Source organism: Pseudoalteromonas sp. S3260, from assembly GCF_005886925.1.
Classification (GTDB): Bacteria; Pseudomonadota; Gammaproteobacteria; order Enterobacterales; family Alteromonadaceae; genus Pseudoalteromonas; species Pseudoalteromonas tetraodonis.
Genome location: NZ_PNCV01000039.1, coordinates 1 through 20,617 on the forward strand (window position 1 = coordinate 1; position 20,617 = coordinate 20,617).

17 protein-coding genes and 1 pseudogene are annotated in these 20,617 nt (G+C 39.6%); 7 read left to right on the plus strand and 11 right to left on the minus strand.

The window, feature by feature from the left end:
- Positions 1 to 332: 332 nt before the first annotated feature.
- The 4 genes and pseudogenes from CWC14_RS07665 to CWC14_RS07680 form a co-directional block, all read right to left on the minus strand.
- Positions 333 to 1,178 (minus strand): annotated as a pseudogene (locus CWC14_RS07665) (nucleotidyltransferase family protein).
- Positions 1,179 to 1,193: 15 nt separating this feature from the next.
- Complete coding sequence (locus CWC14_RS07670; protein ID WP_138562179.1) at positions 1,194 to 1,643, minus strand: flavodoxin; 450 nt, start codon at positions 1,641 to 1,643, stop codon at positions 1,194 to 1,196.
- Positions 1,644 to 2,408 carry a tRNA pseudouridine(65) synthase TruC gene (gene truC / locus CWC14_RS07675; RefSeq protein ID WP_138562181.1) on the minus strand — a complete coding sequence of 255 codons (765 nt, stop codon included), beginning with the start codon at positions 2,406 to 2,408 and terminating at the stop codon, positions 1,644 to 1,646.
- A complete protein-coding gene (locus CWC14_RS07680) occupies positions 2,401 to 2,721 on the minus strand; it encodes a YqcC family protein (protein ID WP_138562183.1) in 321 nt (106 codons plus the stop codon). Before CWC14_RS07680 ends, truC begins: the two co-directional genes overlap by 8 nt.
- Before the next feature lie 103 nt (positions 2,722 to 2,824).
- On the opposite strand from CWC14_RS07680, the gene CWC14_RS07685 reads away from it, so the two are divergent.
- On the plus strand, positions 2,825 to 3,853 hold the full coding sequence (locus CWC14_RS07685; RefSeq protein WP_138562185.1) for a DUF3549 family protein: 1,029 nt from the start codon (positions 2,825 to 2,827) through the stop codon (positions 3,851 to 3,853).
- Positions 3,854 to 4,153 carry a DUF3301 domain-containing protein gene (locus CWC14_RS07690; protein WP_013465365.1) on the plus strand — a complete coding sequence of 100 codons (300 nt, stop codon included), beginning with the start codon at positions 3,854 to 3,856 and terminating at the stop codon, positions 4,151 to 4,153.
- 604 nt (positions 4,154 to 4,757) lie between these two features.
- On the opposite strand, the gene CWC14_RS07695 is transcribed toward CWC14_RS07690, so the two are convergent.
- The gene (locus tag CWC14_RS07695) at positions 4,758 to 5,408 is read right to left on the minus strand and encodes a GNAT family N-acetyltransferase (RefSeq protein WP_138562187.1); all 651 of its coding nucleotides are present in this window, start codon (positions 5,406 to 5,408) and stop codon (positions 4,758 to 4,760) included.
- Positions 5,409 to 5,695: 287 nt separating this feature from the next.
- Between CWC14_RS07695 and CWC14_RS07700 the strand changes: the two genes are divergently transcribed.
- The 3 genes from CWC14_RS07700 to CWC14_RS07710 all read left to right on the plus strand — a co-directional run bounded on the left by CWC14_RS07700 (position 5,696) and on the right by CWC14_RS07710 (position 7,090).
- Positions 5,696 to 5,929, plus strand: a complete 234-nt coding sequence (locus tag CWC14_RS07700; RefSeq protein WP_010388246.1) for a DUF2789 domain-containing protein — start codon at positions 5,696 to 5,698, stop codon at positions 5,927 to 5,929.
- Positions 5,930 to 6,033: 104 nt separating this feature from the next.
- Positions 6,034 to 6,303, plus strand: a complete 270-nt coding sequence (locus CWC14_RS07705) for a hypothetical protein (protein WP_055012790.1) — start codon at positions 6,034 to 6,036, stop codon at positions 6,301 to 6,303.
- 13 nt (positions 6,304 to 6,316) lie between these two features.
- Positions 6,317 to 7,090, plus strand: a complete 774-nt coding sequence (locus CWC14_RS07710) for a Zn-ribbon-containing protein (RefSeq protein ID WP_138562189.1) — start codon at positions 6,317 to 6,319, stop codon at positions 7,088 to 7,090.
- Between the two features lie 55 nt (positions 7,091 to 7,145).
- Here the strand turns inward: CWC14_RS07710 and syd are convergent, their stop codons facing one another.
- Positions 7,146 to 7,685 (minus strand): SecY-interacting protein, encoded by a 540-nt coding sequence (syd, locus tag CWC14_RS07715; protein ID WP_138562191.1) that lies wholly within the window; start codon positions 7,683 to 7,685, stop codon positions 7,146 to 7,148.
- 59 nt (positions 7,686 to 7,744) lie between these two features.
- On the opposite strand from syd, the gene queF reads away from it, so the two are divergent.
- Positions 7,745 to 8,590, plus strand: coding sequence for an NADPH-dependent 7-cyano-7-deazaguanine reductase QueF (gene queF / locus CWC14_RS07720; protein ID WP_138562193.1), 846 nt, complete (start codon positions 7,745 to 7,747; stop codon positions 8,588 to 8,590).
- Between the two features lie 43 nt (positions 8,591 to 8,633).
- On the opposite strand, the gene CWC14_RS07725 is transcribed toward queF, so the two are convergent.
- Genes CWC14_RS07725 through CWC14_RS07735 form a run of 3 tightly spaced genes read right to left on the minus strand, consistent with a single transcriptional unit; the run spans position 8,634 to position 14,957 of the window.
- On the minus strand, positions 8,634 to 9,518 hold the full coding sequence (locus CWC14_RS07725; RefSeq protein WP_138562195.1) for a peptidylprolyl isomerase: 885 nt from the start codon (positions 9,516 to 9,518) through the stop codon (positions 8,634 to 8,636).
- 25 nt (positions 9,519 to 9,543) lie between these two features.
- The gene (gene tamB / locus CWC14_RS07730; RefSeq protein WP_138562197.1) at positions 9,544 to 13,230 is read right to left on the minus strand and encodes an autotransporter assembly complex protein TamB; all 3,687 of its coding nucleotides are present in this window, start codon (positions 13,228 to 13,230) and stop codon (positions 9,544 to 9,546) included.
- Complete coding sequence (locus tag CWC14_RS07735) at positions 13,230 to 14,957, minus strand: autotransporter assembly complex protein TamA (protein ID WP_138562199.1); 1,728 nt, start codon at positions 14,955 to 14,957, stop codon at positions 13,230 to 13,232. The genes tamB and CWC14_RS07735 overlap by 1 nt, the downstream gene beginning before the upstream one ends.
- 192 nt (positions 14,958 to 15,149) lie before the next feature.
- On the opposite strand from CWC14_RS07735, the gene CWC14_RS07740 reads away from it, so the two are divergent.
- Positions 15,150 to 15,482, plus strand: a complete 333-nt coding sequence (locus CWC14_RS07740; protein ID WP_008109396.1) for a ribonuclease E inhibitor RraB — start codon at positions 15,150 to 15,152, stop codon at positions 15,480 to 15,482.
- Positions 15,483 to 15,525: 43 nt separating this feature from the next.
- Here the strand turns inward: CWC14_RS07740 and radD are convergent, their stop codons facing one another.
- Positions 15,526 to 17,277, minus strand: a complete 1,752-nt coding sequence (gene radD, locus CWC14_RS07745; RefSeq protein ID WP_138562201.1) for a DNA repair helicase RadD — start codon at positions 17,275 to 17,277, stop codon at positions 15,526 to 15,528.
- 102 nt (positions 17,278 to 17,379) lie between these two features.
- A complete protein-coding gene (locus tag CWC14_RS07750; protein ID WP_138562203.1) occupies positions 17,380 to 20,205 on the minus strand; it encodes a TonB-dependent receptor domain-containing protein in 2,826 nt (941 codons plus the stop codon).
- Positions 20,206 to 20,617: the final 412 nt, after the last annotated feature.

The window sequence follows — 20,617 nt, forward strand, 5'->3', positions numbered from 1 at the left end:
GTTCTGCCTAGGAGCAATTAACTCTTTGGTGCCTACATGGATGTAGGTAAGGGGCGTGAGCAGGACGCGGAAGCTTTGCTCGGTTTTTACTTAGCCCACTAGGTTACAAACCTCGCACCGCAATTAAACCGCCCCTAGTTTGAACAAATTGTAATCCGCAAAGGTCAACAGACCCTAAATTAGTGAACGATTACAGCGACAAGGAAATAACGCGATAGCAAGGCGAAAATTATGATACATAGTTGTTCTATATAAATAATTTTTAACGCAGGAAGCGGGTTATTTAATACGCTAGATTGATCATATTTTTAATAAAATTGGTATTAACACCTTTACGCTTGACGCAATGCGCACAAAGTAGCCGCAATGCTTGTCAGTTCTGATTTATAGGTAACACCAAACCAAGGCTCTTTTGCAGTGTATACAAATACAGGCTGTGCTTTTACATTAATCGCTTGCTGGATTTGATCAGGTAAGCAATATTCTTGCTGAGTATTAGCGTTATATTGCTGTAAAAACGTCTCAAAACCTTGTTGCAAATAATCAAAAAAGCACGGCGTGATCCCCCAAAAACTCATAGTTCCTAGCGCATCTCGGCTAATTTTTTCACGCAAGCCCTGCGGATTATTCCCAACAATATGTGCAGACTCTTTTTGAATATTTAAATATTCCGTCACTGCAACAAGCCTTCCATCAGCAATACTACATACTCCGCGATTAACCCCACCGTGCTCAGAGAGGGTGTTGATAATCGGGTACCCCACCATTGCCCATTCGGGGCTATTTTTAAAATGCTCACTAAGCAATAAAAATGAAGACGCACCATAATAGTCATCTGCGGTAATAACAATTGCAGGGTTGTTAATATATGCTTTGGCACACAGTAACGCATGCCCTGTGCCCCATGGTTTTATACGTTGCTGTGATGTTATGTTGCTCTACTAATAACACGTCAAGGGCTTTAGGTAAGCGAGGTAAAATAATGTGTTCTATCTCACTGCGAACGGCTTGATTGATGATCAGTACAACCTGTGTCACACCGGCGCGATACGCATCAGTAATGCTTAACTCCATAATCGTGCAATCTAGCCCAGGTATTTCTGCTATTTGTTTATTGCCACCAAAGCGACTACCTAAGCCACCGCAAGCACAACCAAACTCAGTTTATGTTTTTTCATTTAGAGTCTGCGCATTTATGAGGGTAATTTACCAAGCCAAGCTTGCAACCAAGGCTCAGTTACCGGCCATGGCTCAAAGTCTTCACAGGCATCGATTTCTAGTCGGTTACCAACAGGTTTAGCTTGTAAATCACGTAGTAGCTCATCAAAGCTGCGCCCTGCCCCACAAAACGTATCACCGTAACTTCTATCACCCATGGCAACAATACCAAAAGGCTTGTCTGTTAGCATTGGAAAAGTACTATTTAATTGATGATAAAGATCCGCTAAATTATCAGGAATATCGCCTTGCCCAGTGGTCGAGGTAACAATTAAAATATGCGAAGCATTTTTTATATCATCTAAAGTAGGCTGCTCGAAGACACTAACCTGATGACCAGCTTGCTCTAGCGTTTCGCTAACTTGCTCACTTAATCGCTCTGCACCGCCATACACGCTGCCAACAAAAATACTAATATGTGCCATTTAATAATCCTCTTCTTGTTCTGGCCACCCCAGCTGTTTGCAAATGTTTAGCATTGCATCACCCAGCGGCGCTTTAATTGTTATGGGTTCATTATTATAAGGGTGCACAAAGCTAAGATCTGATGCAAACAACATTAGACGGCGAAGCGAAAAATGCTCCCTAAAAAACTGATTATGCTGGTTATCGCCATGATTTACATCACCAATAATAGGTAAAGACAAGTGCTTTAAATGCCGGCGTATTTGATGTTTGCGACCCGTTTTAGGAAAACACTCTACCAAAGAATAACGAACCGTTGGGTATTTTCCTATTGGGATAGGCAGCGCAGCTTGATGCAAACAATTAAATTGTGTTTGTGCTTCTTGCGCGGCTTTGTCTTGATCAGCAAACTTATCGGCTATTTTGTCGAGTTCTTCTTTTAACGGTTTATCTAAAAAAACAGATTCAGGCGCAAACCCGCGTACCAACGCTAAATAACGTTTTGTTATTGTGCCCTCAATAAATAATTGATTCATATCACGCGCCGCCTCTGAGCTTAATGCAAACAGTAATACACCCGCAGTAGGCCTATCAAGACGGTGAACAGGAAACACATGTTGCCCTATTTGATCGCGCAGCATTTGCATTGCAAATTGAGTTTCATGTTTATCTAAAAATGAGCGATGAACAAGTAGCCCAGAGGGTTTATCTATTGCTACATAATTTTCATCTTGATAAAGAATCGACAGTTCGCCGTATTCAATAGGCTCTGGGCGCTCACTCATTAGGCTCTCCTAAATATGAATCTAATTGGGTCAGTAAAGCGATAATGTATTCGCTGCCTGATTTATCAGTGAGTGTCATTTGCGCCATCGGGGCGACTGCAAAATTGCGCGGTAACGGCTGCTTGTTGTCAATTAGCCGCTGTAACTTTTCAATAAATACAAACTGCAACCATTGTTCAAATGCCAGTGTATCGTGACAAAACGGTACGCTAGAATCTAATAAATCGGGATTCAGTGGCTCAACCTGCCACAGTTGATGCTTTTTAAGTAGCGCCGCTAATTGCTGTAAATATATGTGGGTTTGCTGGTACATAATCACCCTTTGGTCTGTGTATTATGCAATTATACCCTGTTCCCTCAACAGTCGCTATGGCGTATAATTAGCGTAATTTTGTAGTAAAAACAGTTGGAAATTCATGAGTGAACATATAGCCACATTAGGCCAGCTTTTAGACGGTGCAGGAACTCAATGGCGTGCTTTTGATATTGGCAGGCATATTACCAAGCTTGATAAACAACAATTTTTAGCTGTTGAACAAGCACAAGTTCCTTACCCTTACCCATTAGCAGGTCATGCATGGTTAGCGATTCAGTTTTGGGATAGCAAAGCCAGTAAAGAACCCTATGTGTGGTTCTTAAAATTCCCACTTGATGAGCAAAGTAAGTTAGTAAGCGCGAGCCGTGATCACTTTGCAGACATGGTAATTCAAGCACTAGGAACAGAAATTACCGGCGAACAAGCCGATGGCAAACTCGATAATAACCCTTACGTATTTACTCCTAATGCTAATAAATTAGCGGCGTTTAATGCACAAGTTAAAGTGTTATTAAAACAACCAGCCTCACAGTATTATGAGCATGCCCAGCTTTATTTTAGTGGCCAGATTGGTTTTGATAATTGGCAAAGTGTGGCGCTACAAGGCATTGCTGATTTTGCTTATCGCCTCAACAGTGCTGATAACTTAAAACACTTACACGCTGCGTGGCCTAATTTACCTGTTGAAGTATTACAACCATTAAGCGCAATGCTTGAACACATCGAAATACCACCCACGTTAAGTGAGTTATTGTTAAGTTATGGACAAACCGCCCTTAAGAATAATGATGTGGTTACGGCTTCTGCCGCGCTTCGCGCCATATCATCAGGGCAAGCAACAGGGCTTAGCGCACAACTGGTTGACTGCGCTTTAGAATCTACGCTTGGGCAAGACTCAGACATTTTATTAACTATTGCAGGTCGCTGCTTTAAACAATTAGAAGAGCCACAGCGTTTGCATGTATTTATGGATAACTGTGCGCACCATGAGAAAATAGCTGAATTATTTCCTAGCGTTTTTGCAGATTTAGTTGCAATTCCAACTATTCGCCCACATTTATTAGCATTACTACGTAAAGAAAACAGAAGCGAGACATTAGCTCGCGCAATTGGAAGGTTATTCTCTTAAATGGCTAGTTTATGGACGTTCATACTTATTGGTGCTGTAATTTATTTTTTTTGGCTAAATCGTAAAATAGCCGAAGCAGCGAACGTTCATGCCAAACGCCAAAGCGAGCAATTGCAAGTGCAACTTATGAGTGTAGCTTGCAACAAGCGTCGATTTGGCATTTTAAAAAGTGGTAAACCGGGCATGAAAAGCGAATTTATTTTTGAGTTTTCAAGTGACGGTGAAAACGCCTACCAAGGGGTATTAATCATGGAAGATGAAAAACTAAAAAGTGTGGTTGTGCCACCACATAGAATATAATTTCTTAGCACAAAAAACTAAGGCGTAACATCAGTTACGCCCCAATTGCAAACATCCTGTAAGGTATCCTTTACCTATTCCCTGTTTATCATCCTCTGAACGAGCAAACTACCGTGTTTACTCTCCATTGCATCCTGCAATATCCACTTGCCGCCTTGGCTATCCTGCGTAAACTAACGCTCCTGCTATTTCCTATCGCATCATCCTTGGTGTCCTTTAAATAGCTCCCAGCTATTTTAGTACTCCGTGTACTTCCTGTTTCATCCCTGCATCCGTGTTAACTTGTCCTTTGTGCTTCCTGCTAGTAACTACTTAGTTGCCTGATTCCTTACCCGTGGCAGTAGCTCAGTCATTGAGCTATGTCGTCTTGACAAAGTAAAGTTTAAACCAAACGGCTGGGTATAATAGTGAGGAAAACTAAAAAATTTAATGTCACAAAATTGAAAAAACTAAAATAGCTATAAATAACAGAAGCTTGATGCTTATAAACGGATAAATAATGGATTTAAACTGACAAAGAGCACACTAATGTAGGATATATCTCACACTGGTGTGCCCGATTTGGGACATAGGCTTACAGATACGCCATTATGAACAACTACCTTTATTGAGCATTAGCAACTTTAAATAGTAATTCACCCTTAACTCGGTTAAATGTGAGCTGCTTAAAGTGCTCAAAGCCTTGTGATTTAAAAAATTGCGTATGTTCGTCACGAGTCACAAATACCGCTATACCAGAGGACTCAGGATTGTCATGTAATAAACCATCTAAGCCTTTAAGTAATTGGCGGCCAAACCCTTGCCCGTGAAAGTGTGGATCAACCGCAATAAACGCTAAAAAGTAATAATTCCCTTGCGGCTTTAAGGCGTCACGAATGGTTTTTTCTTTTTCAATTAATTGATTCGTTTGTAAATAACCTGCACTTAGCATCAGTTTTAATCGCCAATGCCAATAACGCTCAGCTTGTAATTGGCTATTTGACTCAAACACACAGGCAACCGCTTTTAATTTATCATTGCGGTAAAGGCCGATTAAAGGCTGCTTCTCTTGCCAAAAGCTACTGAGCTCTTCACGGATAAGTGCACGTAATTTTTTTTCATAATCGAGCGGGTTGTCTTCGTTATACCCTAGCAGTGTTTGTAAAATAGGATCGTTTTGATATGCCTGATATATCAGGCTGGCTGCTGTGCTTATATCCTCTGGTGCAATATGCTGAACACTAAAGGCGTCTGTCGATTCTGCTGTGGCTGTCATTTTATTTCCTTTGTTATTTTACACCCCCATCGTTACGCCAAGTAACGCATAAGGGATTAATTTTGAACTACAACGATGACCAAATGCTTATATAACTATATACCTAAGTGAGACAAATAAGCGAATTTACATTTTAGTTAGTACGCTCATCCACTGCATTGAGTCAGATCATGCTTTAGCGACTTACTATTGAGTAAATAAAGCATAGATTCAGTAAGGGTTAAACTGGCTAGATATACCATTCCCCCCTAGAGTTAATACATATTAATTCATTTAGGAGCATTATTATGGATACAACAAAACATACTATTAATACCTTGTTCGCCCAACTAGGACTGCCGGATTCGGATGCGCAAATAGATGCATTTATTGCCTCGCACTCCATTGCCGATACAACCTTGTTGCAAGATGCTCCCTTTTGGGATGAAGCCCAACAACATTTTATTGCCGAATCGCTAGCGGTTGATGGCGATTGGAGTGAAGTAATTGATGAACTAGACGTACGTCTTCGTCAAAAATAATTAATTTTATGGCGCATTTTAATGTGCCTTAGCCACTTTATTGATACCATACCCGCTCGCAGCGTCAATGTTGCGAGCTTACTTTATAAAAGAGTTATAATTGAATGAATGCTGCTGTATTTGAAGCTATTAAAGTCCTTCTTGATGAAGGCAAAGTTCCCACTGTTGCACTAACTAAAAGTCGTTTAACAACACCGACCCCAATGCCGGTTATTATTGCTGCGGTGAGTCAATATAAGAATAATCCTGATTCAATTTATAATTTAATGAAACCCCCAAAGCAAAGTGCCAGTAATGAAGATCAAAACAACTCTCAATTAGATAGAATTGAGCAAAAGTTAGATCAATTACTTACACTGCTCGCGCCAAAATAATTTGAGACTATAAATGTTTGTTGTTGATTTAACATTTGACTGCTACCAAGACACCACCTTGGAGCAAGCCGAGCAAGCAATAAATCGCTTGGTAAATGCATTACGCTTTAATGGCCAAATCATTGGAGAAGAATTTCCAACGGTGTTAAAAGATGGCTATTTTATTACTCGTGTAATGTGCCCGACCGAAGATGCCATGCACCCACTTAATAACAGTGCGTTTGTTAAACACAGTGTTGAAAAGCTTCATGGCGCTGGTTTGCTTGCTCCCAAAGTAAAGGTCATCGGCCAAGATATTCACTCCAATGGCGCCGATGGCTGTAAAGAGCCATCAAGCTATATTTTATATACCACCTATGTGCATACATGTAGCCCACTGTATTGTGGCGATGACTTTTTACCCGTGCCGCTATTTAATATTCCTGCGATTGCTAATGGTGACTATAAAACACTAATTAAATGGCAAGAAGATTGGCAAGCGTGCGATCAAATTCAAATTAATGGTGCAACACGCTGTGAATTTCCAGCGCTTGAAGAAATAGCCAGCACCCAAAGTGATTTATACCGCCGTGGTAAAGATATAACTAAACGGATTAGTTTTTTAACTAAAAAGCCTGTTTACTATTATTTATACCGTGTAGGGGGGGTTGATAAAGCCTCGGAGCTTAAGCGCAAATGCCCAAGTTGCCAAGGTGAATGGAAATTACCTGAGCCATGGTTTGGTTTATTTGATTTTAGGTGTGAGCCGTGTGGTTTAGTGTCTAATATTTCATGGGATTTTCAATAAATCCCATATTTAAGGTGCTATTTCTAAAACATCACACCTTAAAATTACCTTATAATTATACTGCCAACGACGCTATAAATTCACTGAGGTTTTTGGCGAGTACATGATGTGGCTTTTTACCTACATACTCTAGGCACACCTCACCTGTTTCCACTAATACCGTAACAAGTAAATCATCTTGATCAGTTAAACCAATAAAAACACTTGGCGCTTGCTTTAGCTTTCGCTTCATTAAAACATGACCCGTGATATTTTGTTGCAGTAAGTCAAAGTCATCCTCATTCCACGCTTGTAATAATTCTACTTGATGGCCATCAACGCTGGCTAAAATACTGCCAGCAAACATATGGCCATAAAACTGGCTAAGTTCATCAGGAAATTCAAGCTCTAATGCGTTAGCGAGATCAGCCAAAGAACCTGCAGGCTCTCTCACTATCGCTTGCCATTGAATCATACCGTTCTCATCGGCTGTGCCTATTTCACAAGGACTTGGCCATTGCTCATCGTGGGCGATGAGTGGCTGCTTTTGTGTATTTTTGATGGTTTTTTCACTAAAGCGTTGGTGAAGTTGGGCTAATTGCATTGCAACAGACATACTGTGAAACTCATTTAATTTATATATAATGCATCTATTGTAACTATTTAAGAGCAAACATGACAGATTACAGCAATTCTCCCGATCTTAAAGGCAGCGTACTTGGTCAATCTACTGAATATGTAGATCAATACACGCCCAGCTTGCTTTTTCCTATTGCTCGCAAGCTTAATCGCGACGCGTTGAGTATTGATGAAGCCGCATTACCATTCAAAGGCCAAGATATTTGGACCGGTTACGAACTATCTTGGTTAAATACTAAAGGTAAGCCTCAAGTTGCGGTGGCATTGTTTACTTTCGAATGTCAAAGTAGTCATATTATTGAATCAAAGTCGTTTAAGCTTTATTTAAACAGCTTTAATCAAAGCCGTTTTGGGAGTATTGAAATTGTTAAACAACATTTAATTGACGACTTATCCAATGCGGTAAACAGCCCTGTAAAGGTAACCTTATACAGCGCTGATGACTACAATTGTATTCCTTGCACACCACTGCCAGGTGAGTGTATAGATGAGTTAGATATTGAGATAGATAACTACCATATTGATGCCCATTCACTTAAATCACAAAGCAATAAAATAGTCACCGAAACTTTGCATAGCCACTTGCTTAAGTCTAACTGTTTAATTACTTCACAACCGGATTGGGCGAGTATTATTATTCGCTATACCGGTGAGCAAGTTTGTCGTGAGTCATTATTACGCTATTTAATTTCATTTAGAACTCACAATGAGTTTCATGAGCAATGTGTGGAACGTATTTACAGCGACTTAACCACTCAACTCCATATTAAAAAACTTGAAGTATACGCTCGTTATACGCGCCGTGGTGGGCTTGATATAAACCCATATCGCTCAACACATTATAACGAAACCCCATTTGCGGTAAAAATAAACCGACAATAAGTGTCGCGTTACCTTAACAAAAAAGGAGCCTGAGGCTCCTTTTTTAGTCATTAAGTTGCTTAGTTGGCACCGCCATGCCACACACATCAATATAATTATGGCTGTACGCAAACCATTCCTCGCTGCGGTTACCCCGAGCAATAATTAATTGTTTGAATGAATCAGAGTCTGTTTTCATTACTTTAAATTGGCTGCTATCGTCTGCTACATCCGCTAATACTTGTAGATCAGTAATGGGGTTAAACTCGGTATTCTCAGTTGGCGTTCGCGCTAGCTGATGAAAATGTGCCATGCCTTTAAGCACCCGACCAAACACGGTAATATTTTTGTCTAAATAACGCGGCCCTTGACCTATGGTGACAAAAAACTCACTGCTGGCACTGTTTATATCGTTATCGCGCGCCATTGCAAATATGCCATGACAATGGACTTGCCACGTTTGTGTATGCGCTTGGTTTTGTGCAACCGCAAAGCCACCTAAAAACCCCGTTACGGGTGCATAACCATCACTGCCCATCTCGGTTATTGAAAGTGGCTCAGTGGTGGTTAAATAAAATTCCGCTGGCACCGTGTTATGTTTAGTTTTGGCTAACTTTTTACCCGTACTATCGCCACCTTGAGCTACAAACCCTTCAACAAAACGGTAAATGTGAGTACCTTGATAAAAGCCTTGTCTTGCCAGTTTTTTAATATTCGCAGTGTGGTTAGGCGCAAGTTTGAGGTTAAGCTCAATATATGCAGCGCCTGTGGGCAGGGTTAACTTTAGAATATTCTCTGATTCAACCCATCGCCATTCATCATCTTTAGCCGCCGCAATAATCTCACTGCTTGTTAGCTTTTTAGCCGATGAGGCTGATGATTGAGTACTTTGCTGGGCACACCCACCTAACAAGGCCGACACTAAAAGGGTCACTACACACTTTTTCATACCTTTCCTTTTTTATAGTTATCTATTAGTCCCAATCAAACTTATACAGTATGTCTACGTTTTGGTATAAGCCACTGGTTATTTCTATGTATAGTTTAGAGAGTAACTGGTAGCGCACAGCCACTTCACTGAGTGAGTCGAATACCCCGACACTGTACTTAACCTGTAAGCTTGGGGCTATATAACCTGATATCTCTACTTTTGTTTGCTCACCACTGCCTTTAGAGCTTAAGCTTACATCAGATAAACCAAAGGTTTCACCCACCTTAGAAACCACTCCCTCACTGCGACTCACACCTTGAGAAAGTAATAACTGAGTTAACATAGCATCTGTAGAGCTGTCGCCCTCTCCTAATGGTTGCCCATTGAGTAAATAGGCTAAGGCTTGGGCTTGATCCATCGCAGGCTCAGAAAATACTTTTAACGTAGGTTGCTCAACACTGCCGGTTAAAGTCACCCCGGCAATCACACCATCAGCGGTATTATCTGGGTTACGAATCGCTTTAATGTTGAGATACGGTTTGTCGATTGCGCCACTAAAACCTACTTGCCCTGTTCTAATTATCAAGTCTTGCCCGAAGGCTAAATACGTCCCTTCTATTAAATTAAGCTCTCCGGTTGCAATAATTGGCGTACCTTGGCTCATTTTAAGCGCTAAATCACCAGTTACTTTAGACTTGAGTCCAAACGATTCGACTTTTACATCATTTTTTACTGTTACTTTTAAGTCTACATCATAATCAAAAGGGACTTTTTTAGCCGCTTGTGTTTTTTGATCAATAATTATTTCATCATCGCTTACTTGCACTGCGCCCTCGGGCAGCTCTTTAATTTCTATACGTCCATAAGGCACAACCACTTCACCGACAAGGTTAAGCGCGTTATCTGCTATGCCGATTTTTAGATCGGGTGATACTTTAAATATCACACCCTGCTGCGCTCTAACAAAAAACTCATTGCCAACAACTGCAACATTAACCGCGGGTTGCTCACCTTGCCAATCAACATCACCGGTAAGTTTAACTTGCCCGCCTTGAGGATCACTTAAGTTACCTTTAATCGTTGCCGTGGTTTTATTAAATAAAATATGTATATTAGAGTCTTTAAGTGCAACAGGTAATTGCTCTCCCTCTAAATTAATGTCTGCTATATTAAGCTCACCATCTAACTGAGGATCTTTGAGCGTTCCAGCTAATGTAACCTGTCCGCTGATTGCCCCTTTAAGTTGCTCAAGCGTATCTAAAAATGGCTGAATGTCTGAGAGTAAAATTTTATCTATATTAACGTTACCAGAGAGTGTTTGTGTATTTTGAATGTCGTCAATATTTATATCGATAGCTATTTTACCTAGCACACTGGATGCCAAGTTAGCTTCAATTTTACCAACCTGCGAATCTGAAAAAGCACGAATACTGAGTGTTTCTATTGGGAGTTTAAATCGATCCTCTTCTGAGGTTAGCACTGCATTTAATCCATTAGAATTTACATTGGCTCTGAGGGTTTTAAGTGCACCTGACTGCCAATTAGCAGCAAAATCACCTGTTAAGTCTCCGCGTGTGCGAATATTATCTGGTAATAAGTGCTTAAGCTCTGCAAGTGAGAGGTTAGCAAGCTTTGCATTAAACTGCCCTAGCGCTTTTATTTGCGACAAGGTATCTATACACAACTTACTTTGAGCTGATTGCCAACAATGAGCGCTCACATCAAAATCCCCGTTTTGTGTATTCACCATAACGGATATTTTTTTAGTATTATTAAAACTCAGCTTTTTATCACTAAGGGTTATGTCACTTAGCTCACCATTCCAAATGGCATTTTTCATTTTGCCATTAAGCTCAAGTTCCACCGCGCCTTTTTCGGCATCAATCGACGCGCTAAGTTGATGATCTGTTTTATCACCACTGGCAGCTATGTTTATATTATTAATTTGCTGCCCAGCGACCAGTGCAGATGCAACATTAACACTGAGATCAGTTTGCCAATCAGCGGCCGTATCTAGTTGAGATTTTATAGCAAGTTTATTAATGTTTATCTCATTAAAAATAAAACGCTCTAGCATAACAACTAAGTCAACCGAAGGGGTTAATCTGTTGCCGCGCACTTTTAAATCCGCTTTACCGTTAGCAATAAAAGGAAGATTAGCCTGCTCATCACTATTAAGCGTGATATCACCGTCAACTTGCCATGTATCATCTACCTGCCCATTCAAAGTTAACTTGTTAGCACCACTACTTAAATAAAAACTATCGATATCCGCTTTTAATTGATTATCTAACTTAAAGTTTGCAGCAAACTCTAAAGGAACGTTGTTTAAAAAGCCAGCTAGCTTAGTATTGTTCATTTGTAGCTGCCAGGTATCGGCTTGAGCGTTAAATACGCCTTTAAACGTCCCTGAAACATCACTGGTTAGGGCATCGGTTAAGTATTGCGCTTTTAAATTTGATAAAATGCCGGTAAAGTCCGCTTTAATTCCCTGTTGCCAATCAAGCTGTGCTTGAATATTCGCAGCGCTATCGTTAGTTTTTAAAGCAAGCGTTTCAAGCGTCGCGTTGGTTAGTGTGCCTTTTAGCTGAGCATTTAAATCTACACTTGGATAAGCATCTAGCTGAGTATTACCCGTTAAACTTAATTGATAGTCGTTAGCATTACCTTGGGCACTTAAATTGATGTTTTTAACCTTTAGCTCATTATTTTGTGTATTAATAAGCCATTGATTAATTTTGCCATTAACACTAAAGGGATAATTTTTCTGTTTGAGGTTGGCTGTTGCTCTCAAATTTAAAGGAAATAACCCTGTGGTATCAAGCGCAATGTTAAGCTTGGCTAGATCACCATTTATATCAAGAGTAGCTCCGTGTTCATTCCCTTTTAAGCTAATGTTGCCGTTAATAGGCATAGCCCCTTCCAGTGTTGCATCAAGCTGAGTATTTAACTGCCACTGCTGATAACCTGCCGATAGTGACTGTACCTTAATAGTGGCATCTTCTACGCTCATTTGCAGGGCAATATCATCAATTGAATAGTGTTGCTCGCCCTGATTTATTGTCACGTTGGTGATATTGAACTGCTCAACATTGATGTTAAGTGGCGAGATAAAATCGATATTGGGTAAAGCTGGTAATTCCTTAATAGCCGTTGTTGTTTGTTGATTAGCCGCTGCTTGTTGAGCTGCGGTTTGCTCTTTTAATACCACATTAATACGAGGAATGGTTAAGCGTTTAATTGTAACATCAGACCCTTCAGCCTCTGCCGACAATTGCAGAGTGTTAAGTGTTACATTTGCACTTGAATGATTTAAAATAAATTCATCAATAGCTAGATTTTTTAATGCAATATTAAAGGGTAAGGTTATTTTTTCTAATGCTTCGGTTGGCGTATCGTCTTTATTCTCAGCGCTTTTTGGCAAGGTTAATTTAATCGACTTAGCGCTTAAATTATCAATACAAATACCATCACATTGCCACCAAAATAAATCTATCTTTAGTTGCTGTGCATTAACGCTTAAGCCATTTTGGTCAAACTGTAAGTTAAATGCATCATTGTATAAAAATCGGCCATTTTTTATTTCAATGGTTAATCCATCAACCAATTTATTCGCTGTATAAGCAAGCAATTGATTACCAGGGGCGGTAAACAAAACGCAAAACAGTGTAACTAACAGCGTTGCTAAAACGGCGCTAATTATCGCCGTTACTTTTTTAAATACTGACATTAAATTTCAGGCCCTATGGTAATACTTAAACGGGTACTTTTACTTTCTTTTGTGAGCCCCCACGCATGATCTATTCTTATCGGACCAACCGGTGTTAAATAACGAAAACCAAATCCTGCACCTACTTCAAATTGTTCTGAAAAATCATTGGTTGCGGTCCCCCCATCAACAAACAGCGCAGCTCGCCAATTTTTAGCAAATTGGTAGTTGTATTCAGCGGTACTCGCTAATAAATATTTACCACCAATACGCTCACCCTGCTCGTTTTGCGGAGAAATCGACTGATAAGCAAAACCCCTGACACTTTGATCGCCACCGGCATAAAATCGCAAAGAAAATGGCACGTTATTTATATCATTAACAATCATTGCGCCCACGTTTGCTTTTAAAAAGATCAGATGGCGGTCAAGGTAAGTACGTAACCAAGCATGCTGTAATTGAACTCTAACCAAATTGGTACTTGAGAGTACGCTATCGAGTCCAAACTCAGCTGAAATAGACCACTGCTCCCCCCAATAAGGTGTGGTGCCACCCTTTGATTGTTTACGCGCATAACTGATCCCAGGCATTAACATTTCAGTTGTTTTTTCTTCGTCATCCCCTATGCGGTAGGTTTCTTGCTCGCGCCTTAAAAAAGCCGTTCGTACCCATTTATGCTCAGTTAACCACTGGCGCTGTAACTGACCTGTTAGTATTTCACTGTAGGTTTCATTGGTTAATTCATCTTCCAACTTATAACCGACAGAAAAGCGCCATAAATCATCGTTCGGATCATTCACCGGCACGGTGTAAGCCATGGAAATATCTTGCTGTTTTTGAGAAACATTTAAATTGCTTTCAAGATAGTGCCCGTTATCGGTGATCCATGGTTTACTCCATTTAAAACGTACTTTCGGCCCTAAATCTGTACTAAAGCCACCACCAATTTCATAACTATTTTCTGGTTTATGTAACACATCCACTTTTATAGGAACTTGCTTGTTTTTTCTCGCTGTAATATCGGCGTAAACACGCACGCTCTTAAAATAAGGGGTACTTGATAAATCAAGATTATAATCGGCAATATAGGATGCTTTGTACGACTGACCCATTTTAAATGGCGCCAAAGAGCGGATATATTTTTCGGCTGGAGTATTTCTGGCAATTAAAATATCACCAAATTGATAACGAACTCCGCTATCAATAGTAAAAGTAATGGTTGCGCTGTGTTTTTTGAGTGATACTTCAAATTTTCTAACAGGCCATTTTGCATCGAAATATCCATACTCTAGCAACACTGACTCTATTTTTTTATGCGCGCTGCTATAAACCCCATGATTTAAAATATCACCTTGTTTTAAATTAAGATTTTCAATCGTTTTTTGAACGAACGGATCCTGTTTTGCTTCACCATTAACCGTTATATTAAGTGACTCAATACGTGTGGCTGGGCCTCGCTCTATATTTACAACAAGTTCGCGCTCGTCTTTATCAAAATCAATATTTACTACTGGACTATAATAACCTAAGGCTTTGATACTGTTCTCAACTTGCGTTTTTGCATACCGACGAAGTGTACGGGTTGGTTTTTCACCAACAAGTTGTTTTAAATAAAGTGCAACGTTATTTTCTAAGTCGCCACTGATCCCTTTAATTTCATAATCTTCAATTATATTTTCAGAGGCAATAGAAGACAGGCTTACTAACAAGCAAAAAAAACAAAAAAACTTTAAAAGCTGATTGAACAAGTAAATATCCTTACTGTGGTATCCATAAAATAAACCGCTAGACAGAGATATACTACCATAGCCACAATGAGCCTAACATTAACTTAATCGCAATTAACACTCAAAGATGCAGTCAAAATTTAGTACGCGTTAACGGTTTATTTTGGTTACAATAGCTATAACGAGTACAAAATAAAATTAATGAGTTTTTTAATGCAATTCCCTGATGATGACAATGGCCAGCTACTTGCTGAAATTTCCGCCGCTGGTGTAGATTTAAGTAAAATGCAACAAATTGATTTTTACATTTTATTTGAACAACAGGTTGATGCCGAAAAATTTGCAACTGAGATTGTAAACGATGCATTAGTGCAAACTGCTGATGTTGAAAAATGCAAAGATACCGGCGTTTGGGAAGTAATTGCCCATGTACAAATGGTGCCTGAACATGCACTGTTAGGCCAAGCAGAACAATACATTGAAAGCATAGCGAACAGCTTTAATGGCTATGGTGATGGTTGGGGATTAGACGCAGAAGAGGCATAATCCCTAATTTAAATGATGAATGATGAATGATATCCAGCTTAGTCTATCGACTTAGCTGGTTTGCTTTTCTGAAGCTGCCTTTATAATCAAAAAGTTTATCTGCTACTTTCCAGCCATATTTTTTACTTTTTCGCGCAATCACAAAATCCGGTGGTATTAAATCAAACTTCGCTTTTATAACTTGCTCTGCACTGACAAATTCCATGGGGGATTGGCCCAGACTTACACGCTTACCAAACTGCTGATTAAAGTAATACCGAGCACCTTTGTTTGATAAATCAAAAATTTCATCACAACTGGCTCCGTCTTCATCAAAATAAGTAATTTTTAACAATTGCTCTTTAAGTTTTACCACACTCAAGCCGCTACAACGTAGGACTAATGCATCTTTAAGGTTTAACGCATTGCGCAGCTTATCATCAGGGTCGGCCATCACAGCGTCACAATCATGGCATTTTCGAGCAGCAATATCATTTTGTGCGCCGCACTGCTCACACTCTTTAAAACGAAAGCGGTAATCGCATTGCTCGCTTAAACCGTTATCATCTTCTAGCAAACCTTTACAACGCCTGCCGAAGTGCTCGATTACTTTGCCATCAGCATCTGTTTTTCCCCAAAATATATTGGCAAAGCCACACCCAGGACACAGGACTTGCACGGGTTCATTATCGCTATCGCCTTTTTTATCTCCCACCTCTGGGTAGAATAAATCAAAGCCATTACCCGCATAATCAATCACTAAACAATCGTTTTTACCTTCTGCCAACCTCAAGCCTCGACCGACAATTTGCTGGTATAAACTTACCGACTCCGTGGGCCGTAAAATAGCTATAAAATCAACATGAGGGGCATCAAAACCCGTCGTCAGTACTGATATATTTACTAAATATTTTAATTGTTTAGCTTTAAACTGCTTTATTATTTTATCGCGTTCGCTATTTGGCGTATCCCCCGTGATCAGCGCACTGTGATCCTCTGGTAGATAAGTCATTATCTCTTGTGCATGCATAACCGTAGCTGCAAAAATCATCACGCCGTAACGATTTTCACAGTATTGTATAACCTGTTGTAAAATTGTTTGAGTTGCACGGGTCGATTTTTTTAACAGCGCATTCATATCCTCATTGCTATATTGCCCAAATGCATTGCTAGTTAAAGATGAAAAGTCATAATGGCTAATCGCAGCATCAACCTCTTTAGGGGGAGTTAAGTAGTTATGCTTAATCATATAGCGCAAAGGTAATTCAAAAATACAGTGTTTGAATGGACTCTCTTTATTGCCTCTTACAAACCCATGGTAATGATGATGATAAATCCAGCCTAACCCAAGGCGGTAAGGCGTTGCTGTTAAGCCTAATACTTTTAATTCAGGGTTGTGAGATTTAAGTGCATTAATAACCTTACCATATTGGCTTTTCTTTTCGCCATTCACTCTGTGGCACTCATCAATAATGAGTAATGAATAGTGCTCATTAAGTTTGTCTAAATTACGCGATAACGACTGCACACTGGCAAAGGAAACTTGGTGGGTTAACGACTTCTCTTTGAGACCTGCGGAAAATATACTCGCCTCAAGACCAAAGCTTTTATACTTTTGAGCATTTTGCTCAACTAATTCTTTTACGTGCGCCAACACCAATATTTTTTGTTTAGCAATACGCGCAAGCTCAGCTATCACTAAACTTTTACCCGCCCCTGTAGGCAGCACAATGACAGCAGGATCATTGGTTTTTCTAAAGTGTAAAACGGTGCGTTCAACCGCCTCGCTCTGGTAGGGTCTAAGAGTGTAGGTCATAAGTCTATGATGATCAAAAAGAATGCATACTAGCAAAAAATTTGAGAGACGTTAAAAAAAAGCCACGGTATACCGTGGCTTTTTAAACATACTGTACTTAAATTAGAACTTAGTAGTAAAGTTCAATTGTAAATAACGGCCTGTTACATCATAAGCTTCTGATACTGTATTAATACCAGTACCGCCATTTGATGAACTTTGGTTTGCAACTGGTGGTTGCTTATCGAATAAGTTGCGAACAGTTAATGTAACACTTGTGTTATCAGTAAAGTTATAACCTGCTGATACATCATGATAAACAACAGATGGGAAGTTATTGTACTTCTCTAACGGTGTAAAATCAGTGTAGTTAAAGTTAGCACCTTCAACACTATCTACTGAGCGATCCCAGTAGCGCATACGCCATGAAACATTTAAATCATCCATGCCGTAAGTTAGGTTTAAGTTAGCTCTGTTATCTGGTGTAAGTACCTCACCAGCATATTCAACTGTTTCACCACTTTCGATACCGGTAGTATCGTATTTACTTAAGTGGTTCCAAATTAAGTTAGCACCAAAAGCACCATACTCTGTGTCTAGTTTATATGCTAATTCAATATCTACGCCTGAAGTTTCGATGTTATTTTCGTTACCAGTACCTGAATTAACTTCTACTAGTGCACCGTTCGCATCACGTAATGCGTTACCACCACAAGATGGGTCAAAGTTAGCTGAACTAACATCAAAACAGCGATTAAGTACAGTAGTACGACTAGTAGTAGATATTGCATCTTCTACTGAGATATCGTAGTAATCAACAGTTAAAGAAAGCTCTTCTGTCATCTGCCAAATAACACCTACACTATATGTGTCAGCAGTTTCTTCTTTAACATTTTCGTTACCGCCAATAAAACCTCCAGCGCTTTGAGCTTCGATCTGTGTAAGCTCAAACTTTCCATCAGCTGCTACACGCGCGGCTACTTCAGGAATTGATAAACAGTTTTGAGCTGCATTACCTGTGTCAGAAGCAGTAACTCCGCTACACGGATCTGTTACACCAGCAAAAGTTTCACCACGACCACCAAATAAATCAGCAATATTAGGTGTGCGAATTGCTGTCGCTGCAGAAGCACGGAATTTAAGAGTATCTAATGGAGAGTACTGAATACCAGCATTCCATGTTGTCTGACCGCCGACAATTTCATGGTCTGAGTAGCGAGCTGCTAAGTCAACCTCAAGATTTTCAAGTATTGGTAAAATTGTTTCTGCGTAGTAATCATTCGAGTAGTAACTACCATCTGTTGGTAGTGACTTATTAGTACTAGAGGCACCAGTTTGTGCTAAATCACCAGGGTTAAAGAAACCACTTTCAAGGCGGTGTTCTGCACCGACTGCAACACCTACAAAACCACCAGGAAGCTCGATTGGTAACTGACCAACCAATGATGCTGAGACAATGAATTGTTCAGTTTGACCAGCGATTTTTGCAGGCACTTTAATGTAATCAACAGCTTCCTGAGACACTGTACCTGCGCCGAACAAGTTAAGCGGAACACAACCCTGTAAAATAGCAAGATCGTCAGCACATTGAAGTGTGCCATCTGCATTCTCTACAACATCAAATGCTTTTGCTGCTCTTTCGATGTTGACTTGACCACCACTGTCTTGACGTTGATCAGTTTTGCCCCAAGAAACATAAGTATTTAAAGACCAGTCATCATTTATGAACCAATCAAAGCCAGTTGCAATACGTATAGTATCTCGTTCTAAATCTGTAGAACGAGGACCAAACTCAACCATACGGCGAACCAGATTAGGGATATTATCATCCATTGTTAGAGCAGGGTTTGCAGCCATTAAATTTTGGCGTAACAATTCTGGCACCATAGGGTTGCTTAGCTTGATCCCGCCTACACCGCCTCGCTCTGGAATAAACACATCATTAGTCGCAAATGGTGTTGGTTCGATTGTTGAACCATAAGTTTTTGACGAATTCCAGTTCATCTCTGCAAAAAATTGAACCTCATCATTAATATCTTGCTTGATATTTAGAGCCGCATATTTTCTTTCTAATGGTGTAACAAGTTGACGGAAAGCTGCTCGGTTGAATGCTTGACCACCTTCAAGTCCTTGATAAGGTGTACCATCAGCATTAAAACCACCAACACGCCCTTGTGGAGGGTAAGATGAGAATACTTTGTCTACATATTCGTTACCATTTTCATCAAGTAATATAGCTTCGTCAAACTCTGAAAAAGCACGGTCTGCCGGCTTTAAACCTTTATCATCATCGTAACCAAAAGATGCTGTTACATTACCTGTACTCCAGCTATTACCAGCGGTTAAGCTCAATGAATACTTTTCACGGTCACTCTCAGATGAAATACCAGTTTGTGCATTAACTTCAACGCCTTCAACATTGTTACGAGTGATAATATTAACTACACCAGCAACAGCATCAGTACCATAAATGGCAGAAGATGCGCTTTTAAGAATATCAATACGCTCGATCATTGATGCTGGAATAGAGTTTAAATCTACAGCGTAACCACTAGAAGGTGAACGGCCAGATACAAATCTACGACCGTTTACTAATACAAGTGTTCTTGACTCGCCAAGGTTACGAAGTGATGTTGTATTAAGACCAACACCAGACGTGCTAAATGATGAATTAGATTGGTCAGCACCAGCAATTGTTACTGGAGACTGATTTAAGATATCCGAAACATTAATAGCACCCATTGCTACGATGTCTGAACGACCGATTGTAGTAATTGGAACCGTAGTTTCTATATCAGTACGCTTGATGCGTGAACCTGTAACCTGAATACGTTCAACTTTTTCTGCGCCCTCTTCTGCAGCAAATGAACTTGCTGAGAAAGCAGCAGTAGAAGCTGCACCAAAAGCGATCGCTAAGCGAACTGCTTTTGAAACTTTGTTATTTAACATTTGATTCTCCCTAGAATACTATTTGTTTTTGTATTTTTTTGATCACACCTTGTTAATTAATTTGTGATCACGCTTCAGATGATAATACTTCAAACACAAGGCGGTCAACATTAAATTAACTTTAAAAGCACTTTGCATGACTTTTCATTATCATTTTTGGCGGTATTTTATTAGTTTTTTAAATTAATTTATGGATACGATTTAGAAACAAACTTGAGAATTAAAAACAACATCATGGTAACCAATTGATTTTTATGAGTTTGAATAAATGATTTTTTAAATTACGCTTTGTATTCTTTTTAGATAAAATTGTAACTAAGGCCACAATTGTTAATTTACCTTTAAATTTTTTATTCACCTTTGAAGTTTATAGGCGAATAATTAACTATAAAAGACTTTTTAAGCTCATAGT

Excerpts from the sequence above, each read along its gene's own strand:
- CWC14_RS07750 (WP_138562203.1), bottom strand. The coding sequence starts at position 20,205 with ATGTTAAATAACAAAGTTTCAAAAGCAGTTCGCTTAGCGATCGCTTTT.
- CWC14_RS07725 (WP_138562195.1), bottom strand. The coding sequence starts at position 9,518 with ATGAAAAAGTGTGTAGTGACCCTTTTAGTGTCGGCCTTGTTAGGTGGG.
- tamB (WP_138562197.1), bottom strand. The coding sequence starts at position 13,230 with ATGTCAGTATTTAAAAAAGTAACGGCGATAATTAGCGCCGTTTTAGCA.
- queF (WP_138562193.1), top strand. The coding sequence starts at position 7,745 with ATGACAGATTACAGCAATTCTCCCGATCTTAAAGGCAGCGTACTTGGT.
- CWC14_RS07705 (WP_055012790.1), top strand. The coding sequence starts at position 6,034 with ATGAATGCTGCTGTATTTGAAGCTATTAAAGTCCTTCTTGATGAAGGC.
- truC (WP_138562181.1), bottom strand. The coding sequence starts at position 2,408 with ATGAGTGAGCGCCCAGAGCCTATTGAATACGGCGAACTGTCGATTCTT.
- CWC14_RS07690 (WP_013465365.1), top strand. The coding sequence starts at position 3,854 with ATGGCTAGTTTATGGACGTTCATACTTATTGGTGCTGTAATTTATTTT.
- syd (WP_138562191.1), bottom strand. The coding sequence starts at position 7,685 with ATGTCTGTTGCAATGCAATTAGCCCAACTTCACCAACGCTTTAGTGAA.
- CWC14_RS07740 (WP_008109396.1), top strand. The coding sequence starts at position 15,150 with ATGCAATTCCCTGATGATGACAATGGCCAGCTACTTGCTGAAATTTCC.
- CWC14_RS07680 (WP_138562183.1), bottom strand. The coding sequence starts at position 2,721 with ATGTACCAGCAAACCCACATATATTTACAGCAATTAGCGGCGCTACTT.
- CWC14_RS07700 (WP_010388246.1), top strand. The coding sequence starts at position 5,696 with ATGGATACAACAAAACATACTATTAATACCTTGTTCGCCCAACTAGGA.
- CWC14_RS07695 (WP_138562187.1), bottom strand. The coding sequence starts at position 5,408 with ATGACAGCCACAGCAGAATCGACAGACGCCTTTAGTGTTCAGCATATT.
- CWC14_RS07670 (WP_138562179.1), bottom strand. The coding sequence starts at position 1,643 with ATGGCACATATTAGTATTTTTGTTGGCAGCGTGTATGGCGGTGCAGAG.
- radD (WP_138562201.1), bottom strand. The coding sequence starts at position 17,277 with ATGACCTACACTCTTAGACCCTACCAGAGCGAGGCGGTTGAACGCACC.
- CWC14_RS07710 (WP_138562189.1), top strand. The coding sequence starts at position 6,317 with ATGTTTGTTGTTGATTTAACATTTGACTGCTACCAAGACACCACCTTG.
- CWC14_RS07685 (WP_138562185.1), top strand. The coding sequence starts at position 2,825 with ATGAGTGAACATATAGCCACATTAGGCCAGCTTTTAGACGGTGCAGGA.